The 17,436-nt window shown below is 62.0% G+C and carries 14 protein-coding genes and 1 tRNA gene; 7 read left to right on the top strand and 8 right to left on the bottom strand.

The window, feature by feature from the left end; all coding sequences use genetic code 11:
- Position 1: 1 nt before the first annotated feature.
- From OKQ63_RS09335 to fabI, 4 genes are all read right to left on the bottom strand, one after another.
- Entirely contained in the window at positions 2-1,843 is a 1,842-nt protein-coding gene (locus tag OKQ63_RS09335; protein ID WP_264213652.1) for a peptidyl-prolyl cis-trans isomerase, read from the bottom strand.
- A gap of 115 nt (positions 1,844-1,958) precedes the next feature.
- Positions 1,959-3,134, bottom strand: a complete 1,176-nt coding sequence (locus OKQ63_RS09330; protein WP_264213651.1) for an aminotransferase — start codon at positions 3,132-3,134, stop codon at positions 1,959-1,961.
- Between the two features lie 181 nt (positions 3,135-3,315).
- Entirely contained in the window at positions 3,316-3,819 is a 504-nt protein-coding gene (gene gpt, locus OKQ63_RS09325) for a xanthine phosphoribosyltransferase (protein WP_264213650.1), read from the bottom strand.
- Positions 3,820-3,890: 71 nt separating this feature from the next.
- Complete coding sequence (fabI, locus tag OKQ63_RS09320; RefSeq protein WP_264213649.1) at positions 3,891-4,694, bottom strand: enoyl-ACP reductase FabI; 804 nt, start codon at positions 4,692-4,694, stop codon at positions 3,891-3,893.
- 133 nt (positions 4,695-4,827) lie between these two features.
- Between fabI and pdxH the strand changes: the two genes are divergently transcribed.
- The 5 genes from pdxH to OKQ63_RS09295 all read left to right on the top strand — a co-directional run bounded on the left by pdxH (position 4,828) and on the right by OKQ63_RS09295 (position 11,079).
- On the top strand, positions 4,828-5,433 hold the full coding sequence (pdxH, locus tag OKQ63_RS09315; protein ID WP_264213648.1) for a pyridoxamine 5'-phosphate oxidase: 606 nt from the start codon (positions 4,828-4,830) through the stop codon (positions 5,431-5,433).
- Between the two features lie 135 nt (positions 5,434-5,568).
- On the top strand, positions 5,569-6,108 hold the full coding sequence (locus OKQ63_RS09310) for a cold-shock protein (RefSeq protein ID WP_264213647.1): 540 nt from the start codon (positions 5,569-5,571) through the stop codon (positions 6,106-6,108).
- A gap of 43 nt (positions 6,109-6,151) precedes the next feature.
- Entirely contained in the window at positions 6,152-6,589 is a 438-nt protein-coding gene (locus OKQ63_RS09305) for a DUF192 domain-containing protein (protein WP_264213646.1), read from the top strand.
- Positions 6,590-6,632: 43 nt separating this feature from the next.
- Positions 6,633-6,709 (top strand) — tRNA-Pro (locus OKQ63_RS09300).
- A gap of 725 nt (positions 6,710-7,434) precedes the next feature.
- Positions 7,435-11,079 carry a vitamin B12-dependent ribonucleotide reductase gene (locus OKQ63_RS09295; protein ID WP_264213645.1) on the top strand — a complete coding sequence of 1,215 codons (3,645 nt, stop codon included), beginning with the start codon at positions 7,435-7,437 and terminating at the stop codon, positions 11,077-11,079.
- A gap of 322 nt (positions 11,080-11,401) precedes the next feature.
- Here OKQ63_RS09295 and OKQ63_RS09290 read toward each other — a convergent pair whose 3' ends face one another.
- Together OKQ63_RS09290 and OKQ63_RS09285 are read right to left on the bottom strand one after the other, a co-directional pair.
- Positions 11,402-12,265, bottom strand: coding sequence for an acyl-CoA thioesterase (locus OKQ63_RS09290; RefSeq protein WP_264213644.1), 864 nt, complete (start codon positions 12,263-12,265; stop codon positions 11,402-11,404).
- A 69-nt stretch (positions 12,266-12,334) separates the two neighbouring features.
- Positions 12,335-13,546, bottom strand: a complete 1,212-nt coding sequence (locus OKQ63_RS09285) for a serine hydrolase domain-containing protein (protein ID WP_264213643.1) — start codon at positions 13,544-13,546, stop codon at positions 12,335-12,337.
- A gap of 355 nt (positions 13,547-13,901) precedes the next feature.
- On the opposite strand from OKQ63_RS09285, the gene aroQ reads away from it, so the two are divergent.
- Positions 13,902-14,351 (top strand): type II 3-dehydroquinate dehydratase, encoded by a 450-nt coding sequence (gene aroQ / locus OKQ63_RS09280; protein ID WP_264213642.1) that lies wholly within the window; start codon positions 13,902-13,904, stop codon positions 14,349-14,351.
- The gene (locus tag OKQ63_RS09275; protein WP_264213641.1) at positions 14,348-15,103 is read left to right on the top strand and encodes a helix-turn-helix transcriptional regulator; all 756 of its coding nucleotides are present in this window, start codon (positions 14,348-14,350) and stop codon (positions 15,101-15,103) included. The genes aroQ and OKQ63_RS09275 overlap by 4 nt, the downstream gene beginning before the upstream one ends.
- Before the next feature lie 487 nt (positions 15,104-15,590).
- Here OKQ63_RS09275 and tsf read toward each other — a convergent pair whose 3' ends face one another.
- Both tsf and rpsB read right to left on the bottom strand, forming a co-directional pair.
- Positions 15,591-16,466: a translation elongation factor Ts gene (gene tsf / locus OKQ63_RS09270; protein WP_264213640.1), complete on the bottom strand. Its 876-nt coding sequence runs from the start codon at positions 16,464-16,466 to the stop codon at positions 15,591-15,593.
- A gap of 79 nt (positions 16,467-16,545) precedes the next feature.
- Positions 16,546-17,319 (bottom strand): 30S ribosomal protein S2, encoded by a 774-nt coding sequence (gene rpsB, locus OKQ63_RS09265; RefSeq protein ID WP_264213639.1) that lies wholly within the window; start codon positions 17,317-17,319, stop codon positions 16,546-16,548.
- Positions 17,320-17,436 lie beyond the last annotated feature (117 nt).

Raw genomic sequence — 17,436 nt, 5'->3', positions numbered from 1 at the left:
CTTACTGGAAGTTCGCCTGCGCCGCATTCAGCGCCTGCTGGTCGATACGGGGCTCGGCGCGGGTCTGGACGTCCTGCACATAGGCCTGGAACAGTTCCTGGGCCAGCGACTGATCCAGCTGCGCCTGCAGAGCCTGGGCGAGCATGGCCATGTCGTCGCTCTGCTCCGGCGGCAGGATGCCGTCAAGGCGGACGACGACGGCGGATTCGGCGTCCTGCACCAGGCGGAATTCGCCGACCTCCATTTCAAACACCTGGCTGAGCAGATCCGACGGAACCGTGTCGATATAGGCGGTGCGGGTCAGGGCGCTCTCGCTTTTGACCTCGGCCTCCTCGGCAAACCCGCCTGCCTCTTCGGCCGCGGCGCGCAGGTCTTCGGCCTGATCCTTCAGGGCCCGGGCCAGCCGGTCGGCCTGCCAGGCCGCGAGAACCTTGTCCCTGGCTTCGGCAAAGGGTTCCGGGCGTTCCGGCAGGGTTTCGTCCAGGCGCAGGGCAAACAGGCTGCCGTCCTCGAGGAATTCGACCGCCGGGTAATCTTCGGCGGTGACGGCGGCGGCGGCGGCGCGGAAGCCTTCGTAGGCGGCAATGCCGTCGCTGACCTCGTCCGTCCAGTTGATCTGAACCAGCTCGAGCCCGTTGCCGGTGGCCAGCTCTTCCAGCGTGGCGCCGCCTGCAAGCAGATCGTCGATGTCTTCGGCCCGTGCTTCGACCAGGCGGCGGGCGCGGTCGGCGGCTAGTTCCTCGCGCAGCTCCGGCTCAGCGTCCTCAAAGCTGGTGGTCTGTGCCTCAAGCAGGCCGTTCACGCGGTAAAGCGCCGGGCCGAGATCAGAGGGCAGGGGGCCGGCCACTTCGCCGGGTTCAACAGCAAAGACACCGTCAGCGGCGGCGCCCAGATCTTCCCTGGTGACGTCGCCCATGTCGATGTCCTGCAGCGCCAGGCCGCGGGCATCCACCAGGCTTTCAAAGGTGGCGCCGCCGGCTTCGAGCTGGGCCTTGGCGCTGGCAGCAGCGTCCTGATTGGCAAACACCAGGCGCTCGACCAGGCGGCGTTCGGGCTGCTGGTACTGGTCCGCACGGTCCTCGTACAGCCGGTTGAGCGCGGCCTCGTCGATCTCGACCTCGTCCACCAGCGAGGCGGGGCGCAGCGCGGCGTAGGTGATCACCTTGGTTTCCGGCAGCATGAACTGGTCCTGGTGCGCCTCAAAGAAGGCCTGCAGGTCCTCGTCAGCCGGCACATCCGCGGTCAGCACGGCGTCAGCGGCATTCAGCTGCACATAGGAGAAGCTGCGGCGGGCGCCGATGTAGCCGGTGAGGGTTTCGGTCAGGGTCTGCGGCATCGCGGCGCCGGCCAGCACTGCGTTCTGCACGATGGTGCGGGCGGCCTCGCGGCGCAGGTCGTCCTCGAATTCCTTCTCGGACAGCCCGGCATTTCTGAGGGCAAAGCTGTAAGCCTCGCGGTCGAAGGCGCCGTTCACGCCTTGGAAGGCATCGATGGCGGACAGCTCATCGATCAGGTTTTCATCGCCAATCGACAGGCCCAGCTTCGTGGCCTCGTGGTCCAGAGCCGCAAGGGAGATCAGCCGGCCCAAAACCACCCGGTCCATGCCAAAGGCGGTCATTTGCGCCATCGACACCGCCTGACCGGTCTGCGCCTGCAAGGCGCGCTGTTCCCGCTGCAGTTCACGCACGTAATTGCCGATGCTGACTTCCTCATCGCCAACCTGGGCAACGGAGGAGGCAGAGCTGGTGAAATTCACCGCGCCGAATCCGGCAAGGCCGACGATCAGCATCCCCATCAGGATCCAGACAAAGGTTTTGGATAGATGTTTCATGCCTGCGGCCATGATGCCCTCTTTATTGTTCTGCGGCCCAATTTTGCAGGCCGCGGGTAATGCCGCTGACTGAATACGCGGCTGCCCGCAGAGGAGCAAGATGATTGCGGATCAAACTGCCGGAAGATCAGGGCTCAAAGGCCGCCAGACGGGCGAACAGCGTCCGGATGCCTGCCCGGTCCACGTTGGCGAAGGCGATGCGGAACTGGCGCGCGCCGTCCGGGTCGCCGGCCGGCATGAACATGGAGCCCGGCAGCATCAGGACGGATGCCTCTGCCACCAGCTTTCTGGCGATTTCTTCGGACGGCTGATCGAAAGGGTGCGCGACATAGGCGAAGTAGGCGCCGCATCCGAGCAAGCGCCAGCCCTTTGCGGCCAGCACCGGAAAGCCGTCCTCGATTGCCGCGCGGCGGTCGAGAATCTCCTGCCGTTCGCCAGCCAGCCAGTCCTGCAGGTTTTCAAGTCCCCAAAGCGCACCGGCCTGTCCCAGCTGCGACGGGCAGATTGTGACAGTATCAAGAAACTTCTCCATTTCGAACATCGCATCCGGCGCGGCGGCAATCGCCCCGACCCGGTGGCCGGTCAGCCGGTAGGCCTTGGAGAAGGAGTAAAGATGGATCAGCGTCCGGTCCCAGTCTTCGGTCTGGAACAGGCCGTGCGGGGCACCGCTGCGGCTGTCGAAATCGCGGTAGGTTTCGTCCACGAGCAGGGCCAGGCCGCGGTCGCGGGCCAGATCGAAGAAGGCGCGCACCAGCCCTGCGGGGTATTCGACGCCGCAGGGGTTGTTGGGGGTCACCAGCACGATGGCGCGGGTACGGGGGCCGATCAGCGCCGCCGCCGCGGCCGGATCCGGCAGCATGCCCGCGCCGGCATGCAGCGGGACGGCGGTGACGCCGGCCATATCCAGCCACATCTTGTGATTGAAGTACCAGGGCACCGGGATGATCACCTCGTCGCCTTCGCCGCAGAGGGCGGAAATGGCGGCGGCGAAAGCCTGGTTGCAGCCGGACGTGATCGCAACCTGTTCCGGGCCGACCGCGGCCTGGTAATGGGCGGAAATCTGGCGGGCCAGGGCCTGCCGCAGCGCATCGTTGCCCAGGACCGGCCCGTACAGATGTGCTGCGGTGTCGTTCAGGGCCGCATCCGCCAGGGCGCGCCGCAGGCCTTCGGGCGGGGCTTCGGCCGGAGCGGCCTGGCTGACGTTCAGCAGCGGGCGTTCGGGCGGAAACTCGGCGCCGGCCACCCAGCGGCGCGATTCGACGATGGGCGAAACAAACGTGGATTGGGTGCGGGTGGGGGGCATGCAAAGCTCCAGACGCCGGAAGGGAAACAGGGGCGGGCGCAACCGGTGGCGCGCCGGAGACATGTCTGGCACGGGTGATTTGGCAGCTCAAGTGGGGAAAGCGTCAGTGCCGCCGCGCCGCGGCAAAGAAAAAGGCGCGCAGAAATTGCGCGCCTTATACCGGATGCAGCCAGCCTCGGGATCAGTCCTTGCCGCGGTAGGGTTCCACATACTGCAGCGCCATGTCCCAGGGGAAAAAGATCCAGGTGTCCTGGCTCACTTCGGTGATGAAGGTATCCACCATCGGGCGGCCCTTGGGCTTGGCGTAGACGGTGGCGAAATGCGCCTTGGGGTACATGTCGCGCACCAGTTCCAGGGTCTTGCCGCTGTCGACCAGGTCGTCGATGATCAGCACGCCCTCGCCATCGCCCATCAGCTTGGCGTCCGGGGCTTTCAGCACTTCGGCCTGGCCCTGGGCCTGGTGGTGGTAGGATTTCACCGAGATGGTATCGACGGTGCGGATGTCCAGCTCGCGGCTGACAATCATCGCGGGCGCCATGCCGCCGCGGGTGATCGCCACAACGGCGCGCCATGCGCCATCATCGGGGCCTTGCCCGTCCAGGCGCCAGGCCAGCGCGCGGCTGTCGCGGTGGATCTGGTCCCAGCTGATGTGAAAGCCTTTTTCGTGCGGCAGACGATCGGTCATGTTCTTGCTCCCCGCGAGGTCGCGTCAGCTTGCAAGGGCCCGGACGGATGGCCGGACCCTATTGTTTTCCGTTACTTGGAGATGTCCGGCGCATCCACCGCCTTCATGCCGACGACATGATAGCCGGCATCGACATGCAGGTTCTCGCCGGTGACGCCCGAGCTGAGATCGGACAGAAGGTACAGCGCCGACTTGCCGACATCATCCGTGGTCACGTTGCGGCGCAGCGGCGAGTTGTATTCGTTCCACTTCATGATGTAGCGGAAATCGCCGATGCCGGAGGCGGCCAGCGTCTTGATCGGGCCGGCCGAGATCGCGTTGACGCGGATGCCGTCCTTGCCCAGATCCTCGGCCAGATACTTGACCGAAGCCTCCAGCGCCGCCTTGGCCACGCCCATTACATTATAATGCGGCATCACCTGCTCGGCGCCGTAATAGGTGAGGGTCAGCAGCGAGCCGCCTTCGCCCATCATCTTTTCGGCGCGGTTGGCCACGGCGGTGAACGAGAACACCGATATGTCCATGGTCATCTGGAAATTGCTGCGGCTGGTGTCGACATAGCGGCCGCGCAGCTCGTTCTTGTCGGAAAAGCCGATGGCGTGAACGACGAAGTCCAGCTTGCCCCATTTGGCTTCCAGCTCGGCGAACAGGGCATCGATCGACGCCTCGTCCGAGACGTCGCAGGGCAGGACGATCGCGCTGCCCAGCTGCTCCGCCAGCGGCCCGACGCGCTTCTTCAGCGCTTCGCCCTGATAGGAAAAGGCAAGCTCGGCGCCGGCATCGGCGCAAGCCTTGGCAATCCCCCAAGCAATGGATTTGTCGTTGGCCAGGCCCATGATAAGGCCGCGCTTACCGGCCATCAGTTGACTAGACATGCAGGTTCTCCGCCTGTGATCTGTGAATTATGCGGTGTTTAGTATGCCGGGCGGGCCGCTTCAAGTGCGCTCGCCCTTGCCGAGGGCCGGGAAGCTGCATAGGTTGCGGGCAAAATCCGACAAGAGGTGTCCGATGTCCGACCGTTCCGGTATTTTTGCAGGTGAGGATCCGTTCGCCATTGCCCGCGCGTGGCTGGCCGAGGCAGAGCGGAGCGAACCCAATGATCCCAATGCCATAGCGCTGGCCACGGTGGATGAAACCGGGCTGCCCAACAGCCGCATGGTGCTGCTCAAGGAGATCGAGGACGGCGCCTTTGTGTTTTACACCAATTACGAAAGCGCCAAGGCGCGGGAACTGGATCAGGCCGGCAAGGCCGCCTTTGTGATGCACTGGAAGTCGCTGCGCCGCCAGATCCGGGTGCGCGGCACCATCACCCGCGAGGACGGGCCGCAGGCGGATGAATATTACAAATCGCGCTCGCTCAAGAGCCGGCTGGGGGCCTGGGCCTCGAAGCAATCGCAGCCGCTGGACAGCCGCGGCACCCTGATGGCGGAGGTGGCCAGGATCACCGCCATGAAAGGCCCCAACCCGGACCGGCCGCCGTTCTGGGGCGGCTACAGGCTGGTGCCGGTTGAGATCGAATTCTGGGCCGACGGCGCCTTCCGGTTGCATGACCGGTTCCGATGGTGTCGCAAAGAGGGCACCGCAGAATGGGACATCCTGCGGCTCAACCCGTGACGGGAAATGGCTGAACTTTCCCTAGGGTCAATAGAAGTTTCACGACAATTTCAAGACTTTTTAGCTTGAAATCCAAGGTCAGAATCGCGCATCAGAGCATCATCAAAATAAAAAAAACGCGGTAGGGATAAGTAAGTGGCAGAAGATCTCAGCAGCTTGCAGCAGATTCAAGGGCTGGTGAAGTGGTTCGACCCGGCAAAAGGGTACGGATTTGTCGTATCTGACGAGGGCGGCGCGGACATTTTGCTCCATGTGAATGTCCTGCGCAATTTCGGCCAGAGTTCTGTCGCGGACGGTGCCCGGATCGAGATTGTCACCCATCAGACCGACCGCGGCGTTCAAGCGGTTGAAGTGATCTCCATCCAGCCGCCGGAGCGGGATGATGCCCCGGTGCTGAGCGATTTCGCCGAGCTGGACATGGACAGCCTGCAGAATGAGCCGCTGGAGCCTGCGCGGGTCAAATGGTTCGACAAGGGCAAGGGGTTCGGGTTTGCCAACATCTTTGGCCGCGGCGAGGATGTTTTCCTGCATGTCGAGGTGCTGCGCCAGTCCGGGCTGGCGGATCTGCAACCGGGCGAGGCCCTGGCGATGCGGGTGATCGACGGCAAGCGCGGCCGCATGGCGGTGGAAGTGCTGGCCTGGGAGGCTGCAATGCTTCCGGGCGATCAGGGCTGAGACCATGATGCGGCGCCTGCTTCCTTGGAGCTTGGGCGCTTGCATGTCTGTTGCCGCAGGAACCGCGCTGGCGTCCGAATGCCGCCCAGGCCATGCCGAACTGCGCGGCGACTGGGGGCAGGCGGGATTTGCCGTCGAAATCGCCGCCAGCGAGGAAACCCGCGCCCGCGGGCTGATGTTCCGGGAAAGCCTGCCGCGCGGGGCAGGGATGCTGTTTGTCTATGAGCGCCCGCAGACCGCGGCATTCTGGATGAAGAACACGCTGATTCCGCTCGACATCATTTTCCTCGATCAGCGCGGGCAGGTGACATCGGTCCATGAGAACGCCGTGCCCGGCGATCTGACGCCAATCCCGGGCGGTGACCAAGTGTTTGCAGTGCTGGAAATCAATGGCGGGCTGGCCCGCCGTTACGGCATTGCGGCGGGCACTCAGATGCGGCACGAAGTTTTTTCCCGCACCGGAGCAGTTTGGCCCTGTTAGGGGTTTTCAAATCCATCCGGCGGAGATAGGAAGGCGCACGGTCCGGGGCGTGGCGCAGTCTGGTAGCGCACCTGTTTTGGGTACAGGGGGTCGTGAGTTCGAATCTCGCCGCCCCGACCATTCCACAACATGAAGTTGAAACGAATCCCTGCCGCAGTTTCGCGCCGGAGATTCGTTTTCGCGTGTTTGGGGAGTTTTATACCTCTTTCGCAACCAGGAGTGTTAATGTCTCCCTAACCTCCTGTTAAGAAATCTTTAACCAATTGCCGCCGAGACGCGTCAGAAGCTTAAGGCTCCAAGTGCCGAAGCCAGTCTTCCGCCGTGAAACAGCGGCAAGGCCAGCGTTAACGTGCGGCAGGCGGATTCTGCTTTCGCGATGCTGCAGTTTTGCACAACAAGGGCAGGGTGCGCATCCTAACCCATTCCTTCGCACTGGCAGCAAGCCTTTAGGGGAGCGAAAGAAAATCCAAGTTGCTTCAACAGCGCCCGAGGGGGCCGGAAAGCCCGCGGGCTGTGGATGAATCAACGCCCTGCCGCCGACCCTTCAAACCGCTGAAAGCGTCAACAGCAAAGATCGTTGCCAAGGTGTAAATTTTACGTTGACCCTTTGTGTCCGAATACGCCAAATTGTGGACACCGGTTGCGACGGCACTAGATCTGGTGGGTAACAGAGCCGAAGCAACAACGCTGAAAACTGCAGACAGTCCTGTGAGAATGGCCGGCGAGGGCCGCAAGTGCGCCATTTGCGGCGCGCGCCGGGTGTTTGTGTGATCCGTGGCCGGAGCTGACTGGTGCTTGGGGGCACCGCGACAATTAAACGACGAGTGCTTGAAAAGGGGCTGAGCATGAAGATCGAACGGAAATTCACAAAACCCGGACAGGATGCTTATGCCGACCTGGCCTTTGTCTCTGCCACTTCGGAGATCCGCAACCCGGACGGGACCATTGTTTTCCGGCTCGACAACATCGAAATCCCCGCGTCCTGGAGCCAGGTGGCCAGCGACGTCATCGCGCAGAAGTATTTCCGCAAGGCCGGGGTGCCGTCACGGCTGAAGAAGCTGCGCGAAAAGGGCGTGCCGGAGTTCCTGTGGCGCTCGGTCCCCGAAGAGGGCGCTGATTTTGGCGGCGAGACCTCCTCGAAACAGGTGTTCGACCGCCTGGCCGGCGCCTGGGCCTATTGGGGCTGGAAGGGCGGCTATTTCTCCACCGAGGACGACGCGCGCGCCTATTATGACGAGATGCGCTACATGCTGGCGACCCAGCGTTCCGCCCCCAATTCGCCGCAGTGGTTCAACACCGGCCTGCACTGGGCCTACGGCATCGACGGTCCGGCGCAGGGCCATCACTATGTCGATTACAAGACCGGCAAGCTGACCAAGTCCGACAGCGCCTATGAGCACCCCCAGCCGCACGCCTGCTTCATCCAGTCGGTCTCCGACGATCTGGTCAAGGACGGCGGCATCATGGACCTGTGGGTGCGCGAGGCGCGGCTGTTCAAATACGGCTCCGGCACCGGCACCAATTTCAGCCATTTGCGCGCCGAGGGCGAGCCGCTGTCCGGCGGCGGCAAATCCTCGGGGCTGATGGGCTTCCTCAAAATCGGCGACCGCGCGGCGGGCGCCATCAAATCAGGCGGGACAACCCGTCGGGCAGCAAAAATGGTGATCGTCGACGCCGATCACCCCGATATCGAGCAGTTCATCCAGTGGAAGGTGATCGAGGAGCAGAAGGTCGCCTCCATCGTGGCCGGCTCCAAAATGCACGAGAAGATGCTGAACGGTCTGTTCGAGGCGATCCGCAGCTGGGACGGAGCGGAGGCGGATGCCTATGACCCGGCGGTCAACGGCGGGCTGAAGACGGCAATCCGCGAAGCCAAGAAAGTGGCGGTCCCGGAAACCTACATCAAGCGGGTGCTGGATTACGCCAAGCAGGGCCATACCTCGATCGAATTCCCGACCTATGACACCGACTGGGACTCCGAGGCCTACAGCTCCGTTTCGGGGCAGAACTCGAACAACTCGATCCGGGTGACCAACGCCTTCCTGCATGCGGTTGATAAAGACGCCGACTGGGAACTGTTCAACCGCACCGACGGCAAGGTTGCCAAGGTGGTGAAGGCCCGCGATCTGTGGGAGAAGGTCGGCCACGCGGCCTGGGCCTGCGCCGATCCGGGCATCCAGTTCCACGACACCGTGAACGAGTGGCACACCTGCCCGGAAGACGGTGAGATCCGCGGCTCAAACCCTTGTTCGGAATACATGTTCCTGGACGACACCGCCTGCAACCTGGCGTCGCTGAACCTGCTCAGCTTCCTCAAGGACGGGCTGTTCCAGGCGGATGACTTCATGCATTCCTGCCGCCTGTGGACGCTGACGCTGGAAATCTCGGTGATGATGGCGCAGTTCCCGTCCAAGGAAATCGCGCAGCGCTCCTATGACTTCCGCACCCTGGGCCTGGGCTATGCCAACATCGGCGGGTTGCTGATGAACATGGGCTATGGCTATGACTCGGATGAGGGCAGGGCGCTGTGCGGGGCGTTGACTGCGCTGATGACCGGTGTTGCCTATGCCACGTCGGCCGAGATCGCCGCGGAACTGGGACCGTTCCCGGGTTATGCAAAAAACGCAGACCACATGCTGCGGGTGATCCGCAACCACCGCAACGCTGCAAAGGGCAACGCGGACGGCTATGTGGCCCTGTCGGTCAAGCCGGTGCCGCTGGACATTGGCAACTGCCCGGATGCGCTGCTGGCGGATCTGGCCGCCAGCGCCTGGGACGAGGCGCTGGAGCTGGGCGAAAAGCACGGCTACCGCAACGCCCAGACCACGGTGATTGCGCCGACCGGCACCATCGGCCTGGTGATGGATTGCGACACCACCGGAATCGAGCCGGACTTTGCCCTGGTGAAGTTCAAGAAACTGGCGGGCGGCGGCTACTTCAAGATCATCAACCGCTCGGTGCCGTCGGCGCTGGAGGGGCTGGGCTACAGCTCCGCCCAGATCGAGGAGATCGTTTCCTACGCGGTCGGCCACGGCTCCATCGGCAACGCGCCGGGGATCAACCACACTTCGCTGGCGGGCCACGGCTTTGGCCCCAATGAGCTGGCCAAGGTGGAGGCCGCGCTGGAATCGGCCTTTGACATCCGGTTCGTGTTCAACCAGTGGACCCTGGGCGAGGATTTCTGCACCGGCGTGCTGGGCATCCCGGCGCCCAAGCTGAATGATCCGACTTTCGACCTGCTGCGCCACCTGGGCTTTACCAGGGCGGACATCGACGCGGCCAACGACCACGTCTGCGGCACCATGACCCTGGAAGGTGCGCCGCATCTGCAGGAAGAGCATTACGCGATCTTTGACTGCGCCAATCCCTGCGGCAAGAAAGGCAAGCGTTTCCTGAGTGTTGACAGCCACATCTACATGATGGCGGCGGCGCAGAGCTTCATCTCCGGCGCGATCTCCAAGACCATCAACATGCCGAACTCGGCTACCATCGAGGACTGCCAGAAAGCTTACGAGCTGAGCTGGAGCCTCGGCGTCAAGGCCAACGCGCTGTACCGCGACGGCTCCAAGCTGAGCCAGCCGCTGGCGTCGGCGCTGGTCGAGGATGACGACGATGCGGCGGAGGTGCTGGAAAGCGGCTCGCCCCAGGAAAAGGCCGCGGTTCTGGCCGAAAAGATCGTCGAAAAGGTGGTGATCAAGGAGGTGCTGAAATCGCACCGCACCAAGATGCCGCAGCGGCGCAAGGGCTATACCCAGAAGGCGGTTGTCGGCGGCCACAAGGTGTACCTGCGCACCGGCGAATACGAGGACGGCAATCTCGGCGAGATCTTCATCGACATGCACAAGGAAGGCGCAGGCTTCCGGGCGATGATGAACAACTTCGCCATCGCTGTGTCGGTCGGCCTGCAGTACGGCGTGCCGCTGGAGGAGTTTGTCGACGCCTTCACCTTCACCAAGTTCGAGCCTGCGGGCATGGTCCAGGGCAATGACTCGATCAAGAACGCGACCTCGATCCTTGATTATGTGTTCCGCGAACTGGCGGTGTCTTATCTCGACCGCACCGATCTGGCGCATGTGAAGCCCGAGGGCGCCACCTTCGACGATCTGGGCCGCGGCGAGGAAGAAGGCGTGTCGAACGTCTCCGAGCTGAGCGAAAGTGCTGCCACGCGGTCGCTGGAAGTGCTCAAGCAGATCTCCTCGACCGGCTATCTGCGCAAGCGGCTGCCGCAGGAACTTGTGGTGCTGCAGGGGGGCCAGACCGAGGCGGGTGCGCTTGGCACCGGCACAGATCCAATTGCTGTGCTGCAGACGCTGGTGCCGGAGACCGGGGATGCAACCGTGCAAGGAAGCAACGGCATGGACGCGCGCACCAAGGCGAAGATGCAGGGCTACGAGGGCGAAGCCTGCGGAGAATGCGGCAACTACACTTTGGTGCGCAACGGCACCTGCATGAAGTGCAACACCTGCGGCGGAACCTCTGGCTGCAGCTGACGATTACCGCTTGCGCCGCTGGATTTCCCAGGGCGGCGCAAGCGGAAACAGGAAGCAGGATTGGCGGCTTCCGACACTATCCGGAACGGGTGCGCCCGTTCTGAACATCGGGATGGCCCAGGTAAGAAAAAACTTTCGGGCAGTCAATGAAGGAGCCTGACCGGTGATAACTGGCTTCCTCTGTAACGGAGGGAGCCATTTTCTTTGCCTGATCCTGCGTCAGTTTGGCAAATCCGATAGTCTTATAATCAGAATTATGTTAAGTGTATTGGCATGCAGATGCTGCCACCGTATGCATGCCGAACTTCATTTCACCGTAAATTCAATGCCTAAATGGCCGAAGCAAACCTTCCTGTGCGACACTGGCAACCAATTGGCCGTCTTCCGCGTAAATGGCGCCCCGGTTGAAGCCGCGGCCATTGCCGGTAAACGGCGCGTCCATCGTGTAGAGATGCCAGTTCTGGAACTGCACGGGCGCATGGAACCACATCGCATGGTCGAGGCTGGCGGTCATGGCGCCGGGTTTGTGGAATGTCAGCCCGTGCGGCCGCATCGAAGAGCCCAGCAGTCCGAAGTCCGACGCATAGGCCATCAGTATGTGCTGCAGTTCCGGTCCGGCGCCTTTGGCGGCTTCCATCCGGATCCACATGTGATTGACGTCGCTGGTTTCCCCGGGTGTCAAAGGATCGCGCGGCTCCACCTCGCGGATTTCAAATGGCCTTGGCCGGGTGAATTCACCGCGCTTGCCCGGATCAACCCGCAACGCATTGCGCAAAAGAACCTCGTGGCGCGACTCCAAGCCGCCGGGGCCCGGCACAGCCGGCATGCCGTGCTGATGATGCCAGCCGTCTTCCTGCGCGTGAAAGGAAGCCGCCAGATTAAGGATCTGCTTGCCATTCTGCATCGCAACCACCCGGCGGGTCGTGAAACTGCGGCCGTCCCGCGCCGGGTCCACCTCGTAGATGACCGGCCGCGACGGGTCTCCGGGACGGATGAAATACGCATGAAGGGAATGGCATAACCTGCCGGAAACACTGGCGTAAGCCGCAGCCAGCGCCTGCGCGATCACCTGGCCGCCGTAAATCCGCGTGGGAGTTTCCCCGCCGGATCCGGAGCCGCGGTAGAGGTTGGTGTCCAACGTCTCCAGGTCGAGAAGATCGAGGAGCACTTTGGCGGTGTCGGTCATGGGCAGCGGATCCTATGGTCTGGCCGTTCGCAGGCTGTTCATCTTAACCGGAACCCCGGCAGTTGGAAGTCATCCCGATACCGCGCCATGCACCAGTGCCTTAAGCTCCGGCCGCGACGGGTAGGAACTGGAGGGCGCCAGCTGGGTCAGGAATACCACCGAGATGTCCAGTGTCCTGTCCACCCAGAAAAACGTCGACGCAATGCCGCCCCAGCTGAAATCCCCGGCTGATCCCGGGCAGCGCGCCTGCGCCGGGTCCAGTACCACAGCACCGCCGAGGCCGAAACCCATTCCCTCCATCGGCTGTTCCGCAAAGCTTTGCGGCCCCAATGAGGCGATGTCGCCCTTGAGGTGATTTTTCATCATGAAATCAGCAATTTGAGGGCTGATGATCAAGCCTTCTCCATAGCGGCCGCGGTGCCTGAGCATCTCGGCGAATTTCATGTAGTCGTCGATTGTACCGATCAGCCCGCCGCCGCCGGACTGCATATCTGCCTGCGCAAAAGGAGAGCCGGCATAACTGTCTGTCAGGCGCAGGCTTTCCGTGGAGGGTTCGGCGGCGCCGAGCACCATCGCGTCGCCGGCCAGAGGCGTGTAGAGAGAGGCAAACCGGTTCCCTGCCCCGCCTGGCACCCTGAACCCGGTTTCCTTCATGCCCAAGGGCTCAAAGATTTCCGCAGTCAGAAACTGCTCCAGCGTCCTGCCCGAGACAACTTCGATGACACGGCCCAGCACATCGGTTGCAACGGAATATTCCCAACGTGATCCAGGCTGAAAGGCCAGCGGCAGCTCTGCCAGCCGCGAAACCATCCCGGCCAGCGGCCCCTGATCCGGTCTGAACAGCAGGCCTTCCTTGTCCATGGCCTCCGGCACAAAACCTGGATTGAACGGGTAGCTCAGCCCGCTGGTGTGGGTCAGCAACTGGTGCAGCGTCGGGCTGCGGCTCGGCTCTGTCTGGTCAATCGAGGTGGCGCCCGGCACCAGTGCCTGCATGTTGCTGTACCCGGGAATAAATTCGCTGACGGGAGCATCCAGATGGAATAGCCCGCGCTCCAGCAGGATCATCATGGCAACCGATGTCACAGGTTTGGTCATCGAAAAAAGCCGCACCAGCGTGTCGCGGGTGAAGGGCAGGTTTTCTTCAATGTTCCGCAGGCCGGCGCTGTGAAAGTACATTTCCGAGCCGCCGGAATGAAGCAGCAGCACGCTGCCGGGGTATTTTTTCTGATTCACGTAACGCTGCTGCCACGTTCTCATCCGTTCCAGACGGTCCAGCTCCATCCCGGCCTCCTTCAATCTGGCAGGCCGGCCTGCCGCGCCGCGCCTTTCCGGCATATTGCGGTGCGGTGATGGCAAGGTCGAGCAAAATACGTGCGATTGCAAAGCCATTGCCGAGTGTGAATTGGCATCTCGCCCGGAGCTGTTTTGCGAATGTTTTACTCCGGAAACGGGCGCCGGGAAATTCCGGGGCTGCCGGATTAATATTTGTGCCGCCGGTCCGCTTCCGCATCCGCCGGCTCCGCAACCCTATTTCCCGAAACCGGAATTTTTCCCAATCACCTGTTTTTGTGTATTCGCTTTCGGAATGGAATTGCCTTAGAAGTTTATGCCGAAGGACAGCAAGGACATATGCCTGATGACGAGTATTCTGGTTTTGAACGGCCCCAATTTGAACCTGCTTGGCACCCGGCAGCCAGAGATCTACGGGTCGGTCACACTGGCAATGGTGGAACAGGCCTGTGCCGCCCACGCCAAGAGGCTTGGCTTGGACGCAACCTGCCTGCAATCAAATCATGAAGGTGCTTTGATCGACGCGATTCATGCGGCCAAGGGACAGCATCAGGGTATCATCCTCAACGCCGGCGCCTATACCCACACGTCCATTGCGCTGATGGATGCGCTGATTTCCGTTGAAATTCCGTCGGTTGAAGTGCATCTCTCCAACATTCATGCCCGCGAGCCATTCCGCCATGCCTCTTATATCGCCAAGGTGGCGCTGGGGCAGATCTGCGGCTTCGGGCCGCAAGGCTATCTGCTGGCACTGGATGCGTTGGCGGCCCATCTGAAAGAGGCCGGCGCGGCATGAAGGTGAAGAAGTACCTGAACTTTGTGTGCGGCGCGCAAAGCCTTGAGGAGCTGTGGCACGGGCATGTTCAGCAAATGGCCGAATTCGGGTTTGACAGGCTGATCTACGGCTACACCCGATACAAGACGGAAACGTCGCTGGGGGATCCGGAGGATTTTGTCATCCTGTCCAACCACAAAAGCGAATATCTGAACGGCTTTCTGCACAAGGGGCTTTATTTGTCGGCGCCGATGCTCCGCTGGGCGCTGGAGAATGAAGGCGCTGGAAGCTGGCGCATTGTCCAGGAGATGGCGGCCACCGGAACCCTGACGCCGGAGGCCCAGAAGGTCCATGAGTTCAACCGCCAGCTGGACATGAACGCAGGCTATACCATCAGCTTCTATTCCGCATCCAACCGGTACAAGGGGGCAATCTCGCTGGCGGCACAGGCTGGCATCAGCCAGGAAAAGGTGGATGCGCTGTGGCAGGAATGCGGTGATGACATCGTGCTGATGAACAATGTCGCCCATCTGAAAATCCTCACCCTGCCCTACACCGCGCCGAACCGCAGCCTCACCAAACGCCAGCGCGAAGTGCTGCAATGGGTCGGCGACGGAAAAACCACTCAGGACATTGCGCTGCTGATGGAATTGACACCCGCAACGATTGAAAAACATTTGCGCCTGGCCCGTGAATCCCTCGCTGTCGAGACCACTGCGCAGGCCGTTCTGAAAGCCGCGCTGCACAATCAGATGTATGTGATGGACACATAGGACAGCCGCGGATCCTCTCTTAAGTATCCGAGATAGGTTACTGAATATTACTCACTTTTCAGTTTCTGGCAGTCTTGTTCCGGCGCATGTCCATGCGGCCACTGCACAGGCTGCCGGCAGATATCAAGGCGCGTCGAAAGTATGGAATTCTATACTACCGCTCAGGGAGAATTAAATGCATGTTGCACATGTTCCGTGAGTGGTGGCTTTGGCCAAGGAACTTTGGGTAACGACCCTTGCGATTTCAAGGCTCTCCTGCCCGGTCGGGAATAGGCGCGTATTGATCCGCGCCCTGTTCCGATATCAGAGGGGCTCCATCCATCCCCATCAATGGGGCCCCTCGTATTTCTCCTTGCAACGCACCTCTGACTCAATGGCCGGTTCATATTGCGGCATCTGGCATCAGCTTCAGCAGCAGGCCGGGCACGGGACAGAAAAAAACCGGCGGGCATAACCCGCCGGTTTTCACATTGCATTGCAGGACACGTCAGCCCTGAGCGGCCTTGGCCACTTCTGCTGCAAAGTCTTCTTTCTCGACTTCGATGCCTTCGCCGACTTCCACGCGGACAAAGCCGGTGATGGTGGCGCCGGCTTCCTTGGCTGCCGCTTCGACGGTCAGGTCCGGGTTCACCACGAACTGCTGGTTAAGCAGGGTCGACTCGGCCACGAATTTCTTCATGCGGCCTTCGATCATTTTCTCGATCACCTGCTCCGGCTTGCCGGATTCACGGGCGATGTCCATCTGGACCTGCTTTTCCTTCTCCACCACAGCAGCATCCATGTCTGCTTCGGAGAGCGCGGCCGGGTTCACGGCTGCGATGTGCATGGCTACCTGCTTGCCGATGGTTTCGTCGCCGCCGTTCATTGCAACCAGAACGCCGATCTTGCCCATGCCTGCGGTGGCCGCATTGTGGACGTAGGAGACCACGGTCTCGCCTTCCAGTTTCTCCATGCGGCGCAGCGACATGTTTTCCCCGATGGTGGCGATCTTGTCGGTCAGGGTCTCGGCAACGGTCTTGCCGCCCAGATCGGCTGCGTTCAGCGCGTCGACATCTGCGGCGCCCAGGGCGGCAGTGGCGATGCTGCCAACCATCTTCTGGAAGTCGGCATTCTTGGCAACAAAGTCGGTTTCCGAGTTCACTTCGACGGCAACGCCCTTGTTGCCCTCGACAACAACGGCCACCAAGCCTTCGGCGGCGGTGCGGCCGGATTTCTTGGCCGCCTTGGCCAGGCCCTTGGTGCGCAGCCAGTCAACCGCGGCCTCCATGTCGCCGCCGGTTTCGGTCAGGGCTTTTTTCGCGTCCATCATGCCCGCGCCGGTGGAGTCGCGCAGTTCTTTCACGAGTGCTGCAGTGATTGCCATCTTAGGCTCTCCTCAATTCAAAAACGGATTTGGGGCAGGTGATACCCTGCCCCGCATGCCAGTTCCGTGACAGGACGGATCAGGCTTCGGCGGCTGCTTCTTCAGCAACGGCTTCTTCTGCCGGTGCTTCTTCCAGCGCGCCCAGGTCAACGCCTGCGGCACCCAGCTGGGCCGACATGCCGTCCAGGGCTGCACGGGCAACCAGGTCGCAGTACAGCGAGATGGCGCGCGATGCGTCGTCGTTGCCGGGGATGATGAAGTCGACGCCGTCGGGGGAGCAGTTGGTGTCGACCACAGCCACAACCGGGATGCCCAGTTTCTTGGCTTCGGCGATGGCCAGCGCTTCTTTTTTCACGTCGATGACGAACAGCAGGTCCGGCACGCCGCCCATTTCGCGGATGCCGCCCAGGGAGGCCTGCAGCTTCTCCTGGTCGCGTTCCATGCCCAGACGCTCTTTCTTGGTCAGGCCTTCGGCGCCGCCCGCCATTTTCTCATCGATTTCCTTCAGGCGGTTGATCGACTGGGAAACGGTTTTCCAGTTGGTCAGGGTGCCGCCGAGCCAGCGGTGGTTCATGAAGTACTGAGCGGATTTCTCAGCCGCTTCGGCGATCGGGCCGGCTGCCTGGCGCTTGGTGCCGACGAACAGGACGCGGCCGCCTTTGGCGACGGTGTCACGGACAACCTGCAGCGCCTGGTCCAGCATCGGAACAGTCTGGGTCAGGTCCATGATGTGGATGCCGTTGCGCGCGCCATAGATGAACGGCGACATGCGCGGGTTCCAGCGCTGAGTCTGGTGGCCGAAGTGAACGCCAGCTTCCAGCAGCTGACGCATGGTGAACTCGGGAAGAGCCATGCTATTCTTTCCTTTTCCGGTTTCTATCCTCGGCGGGGGTTATCTAGAGCGGATGCTCCAACCGGCGGTCCGTCAGGGATGTCTCCCCTGATCAGGCCAAACCCCGCCTGCGGGTTC

This window comes from Leisingera thetidis (assembly GCF_025857195.1).
Lineage (GTDB): Bacteria > Pseudomonadota > Alphaproteobacteria > Rhodobacterales > Rhodobacteraceae > Leisingera > Leisingera thetidis.
This window is presented reverse-complemented; position numbering and strand designations above follow the sequence as displayed.

Excerpts from the sequence above, each read along its gene's own strand:
- pdxH (WP_264213648.1), top strand. The coding sequence starts at position 4,828 with ATGTCCGACCGTTCCGGTATTTTTGCAGGTGAGGATCCGTTCGCCATT.
- OKQ63_RS09330 (WP_264213651.1), bottom strand. The coding sequence starts at position 3,134 with ATGCCCCCCACCCGCACCCAATCCACGTTTGTTTCGCCCATCGTCGAA.
- gpt (WP_264213650.1), bottom strand. The coding sequence starts at position 3,819 with ATGACCGATCGTCTGCCGCACGAAAAAGGCTTTCACATCAGCTGGGAC.
- OKQ63_RS09290 (WP_264213644.1), bottom strand. The coding sequence starts at position 12,265 with ATGACCGACACCGCCAAAGTGCTCCTCGATCTTCTCGACCTGGAGACG.
- rpsB (WP_264213639.1), bottom strand. The coding sequence starts at position 17,319 with ATGGCTCTTCCCGAGTTCACCATGCGTCAGCTGCTGGAAGCTGGCGTT.
- OKQ63_RS09285 (WP_264213643.1), bottom strand. The coding sequence starts at position 13,546 with ATGGAGCTGGACCGTCTGGAACGGATGAGAACGTGGCAGCAGCGTTAC.
- OKQ63_RS09275 (WP_264213641.1), top strand. The coding sequence starts at position 14,348 with ATGAAGGTGAAGAAGTACCTGAACTTTGTGTGCGGCGCGCAAAGCCTT.
- OKQ63_RS09335 (WP_264213652.1), bottom strand. The coding sequence starts at position 1,843 with ATGGCCGCAGGCATGAAACATCTATCCAAAACCTTTGTCTGGATCCTG.
- tsf (WP_264213640.1), bottom strand. The coding sequence starts at position 16,466 with ATGGCAATCACTGCAGCACTCGTGAAAGAACTGCGCGACTCCACCGGC.
- OKQ63_RS09305 (WP_264213646.1), top strand. The coding sequence starts at position 6,152 with ATGTCTGTTGCCGCAGGAACCGCGCTGGCGTCCGAATGCCGCCCAGGC.
- fabI (WP_264213649.1), bottom strand. The coding sequence starts at position 4,694 with ATGTCTAGTCAACTGATGGCCGGTAAGCGCGGCCTTATCATGGGCCTG.
- aroQ (WP_264213642.1), top strand. The coding sequence starts at position 13,902 with ATGACGAGTATTCTGGTTTTGAACGGCCCCAATTTGAACCTGCTTGGC.
- OKQ63_RS09295 (WP_264213645.1), top strand. The coding sequence starts at position 7,435 with ATGAAGATCGAACGGAAATTCACAAAACCCGGACAGGATGCTTATGCC.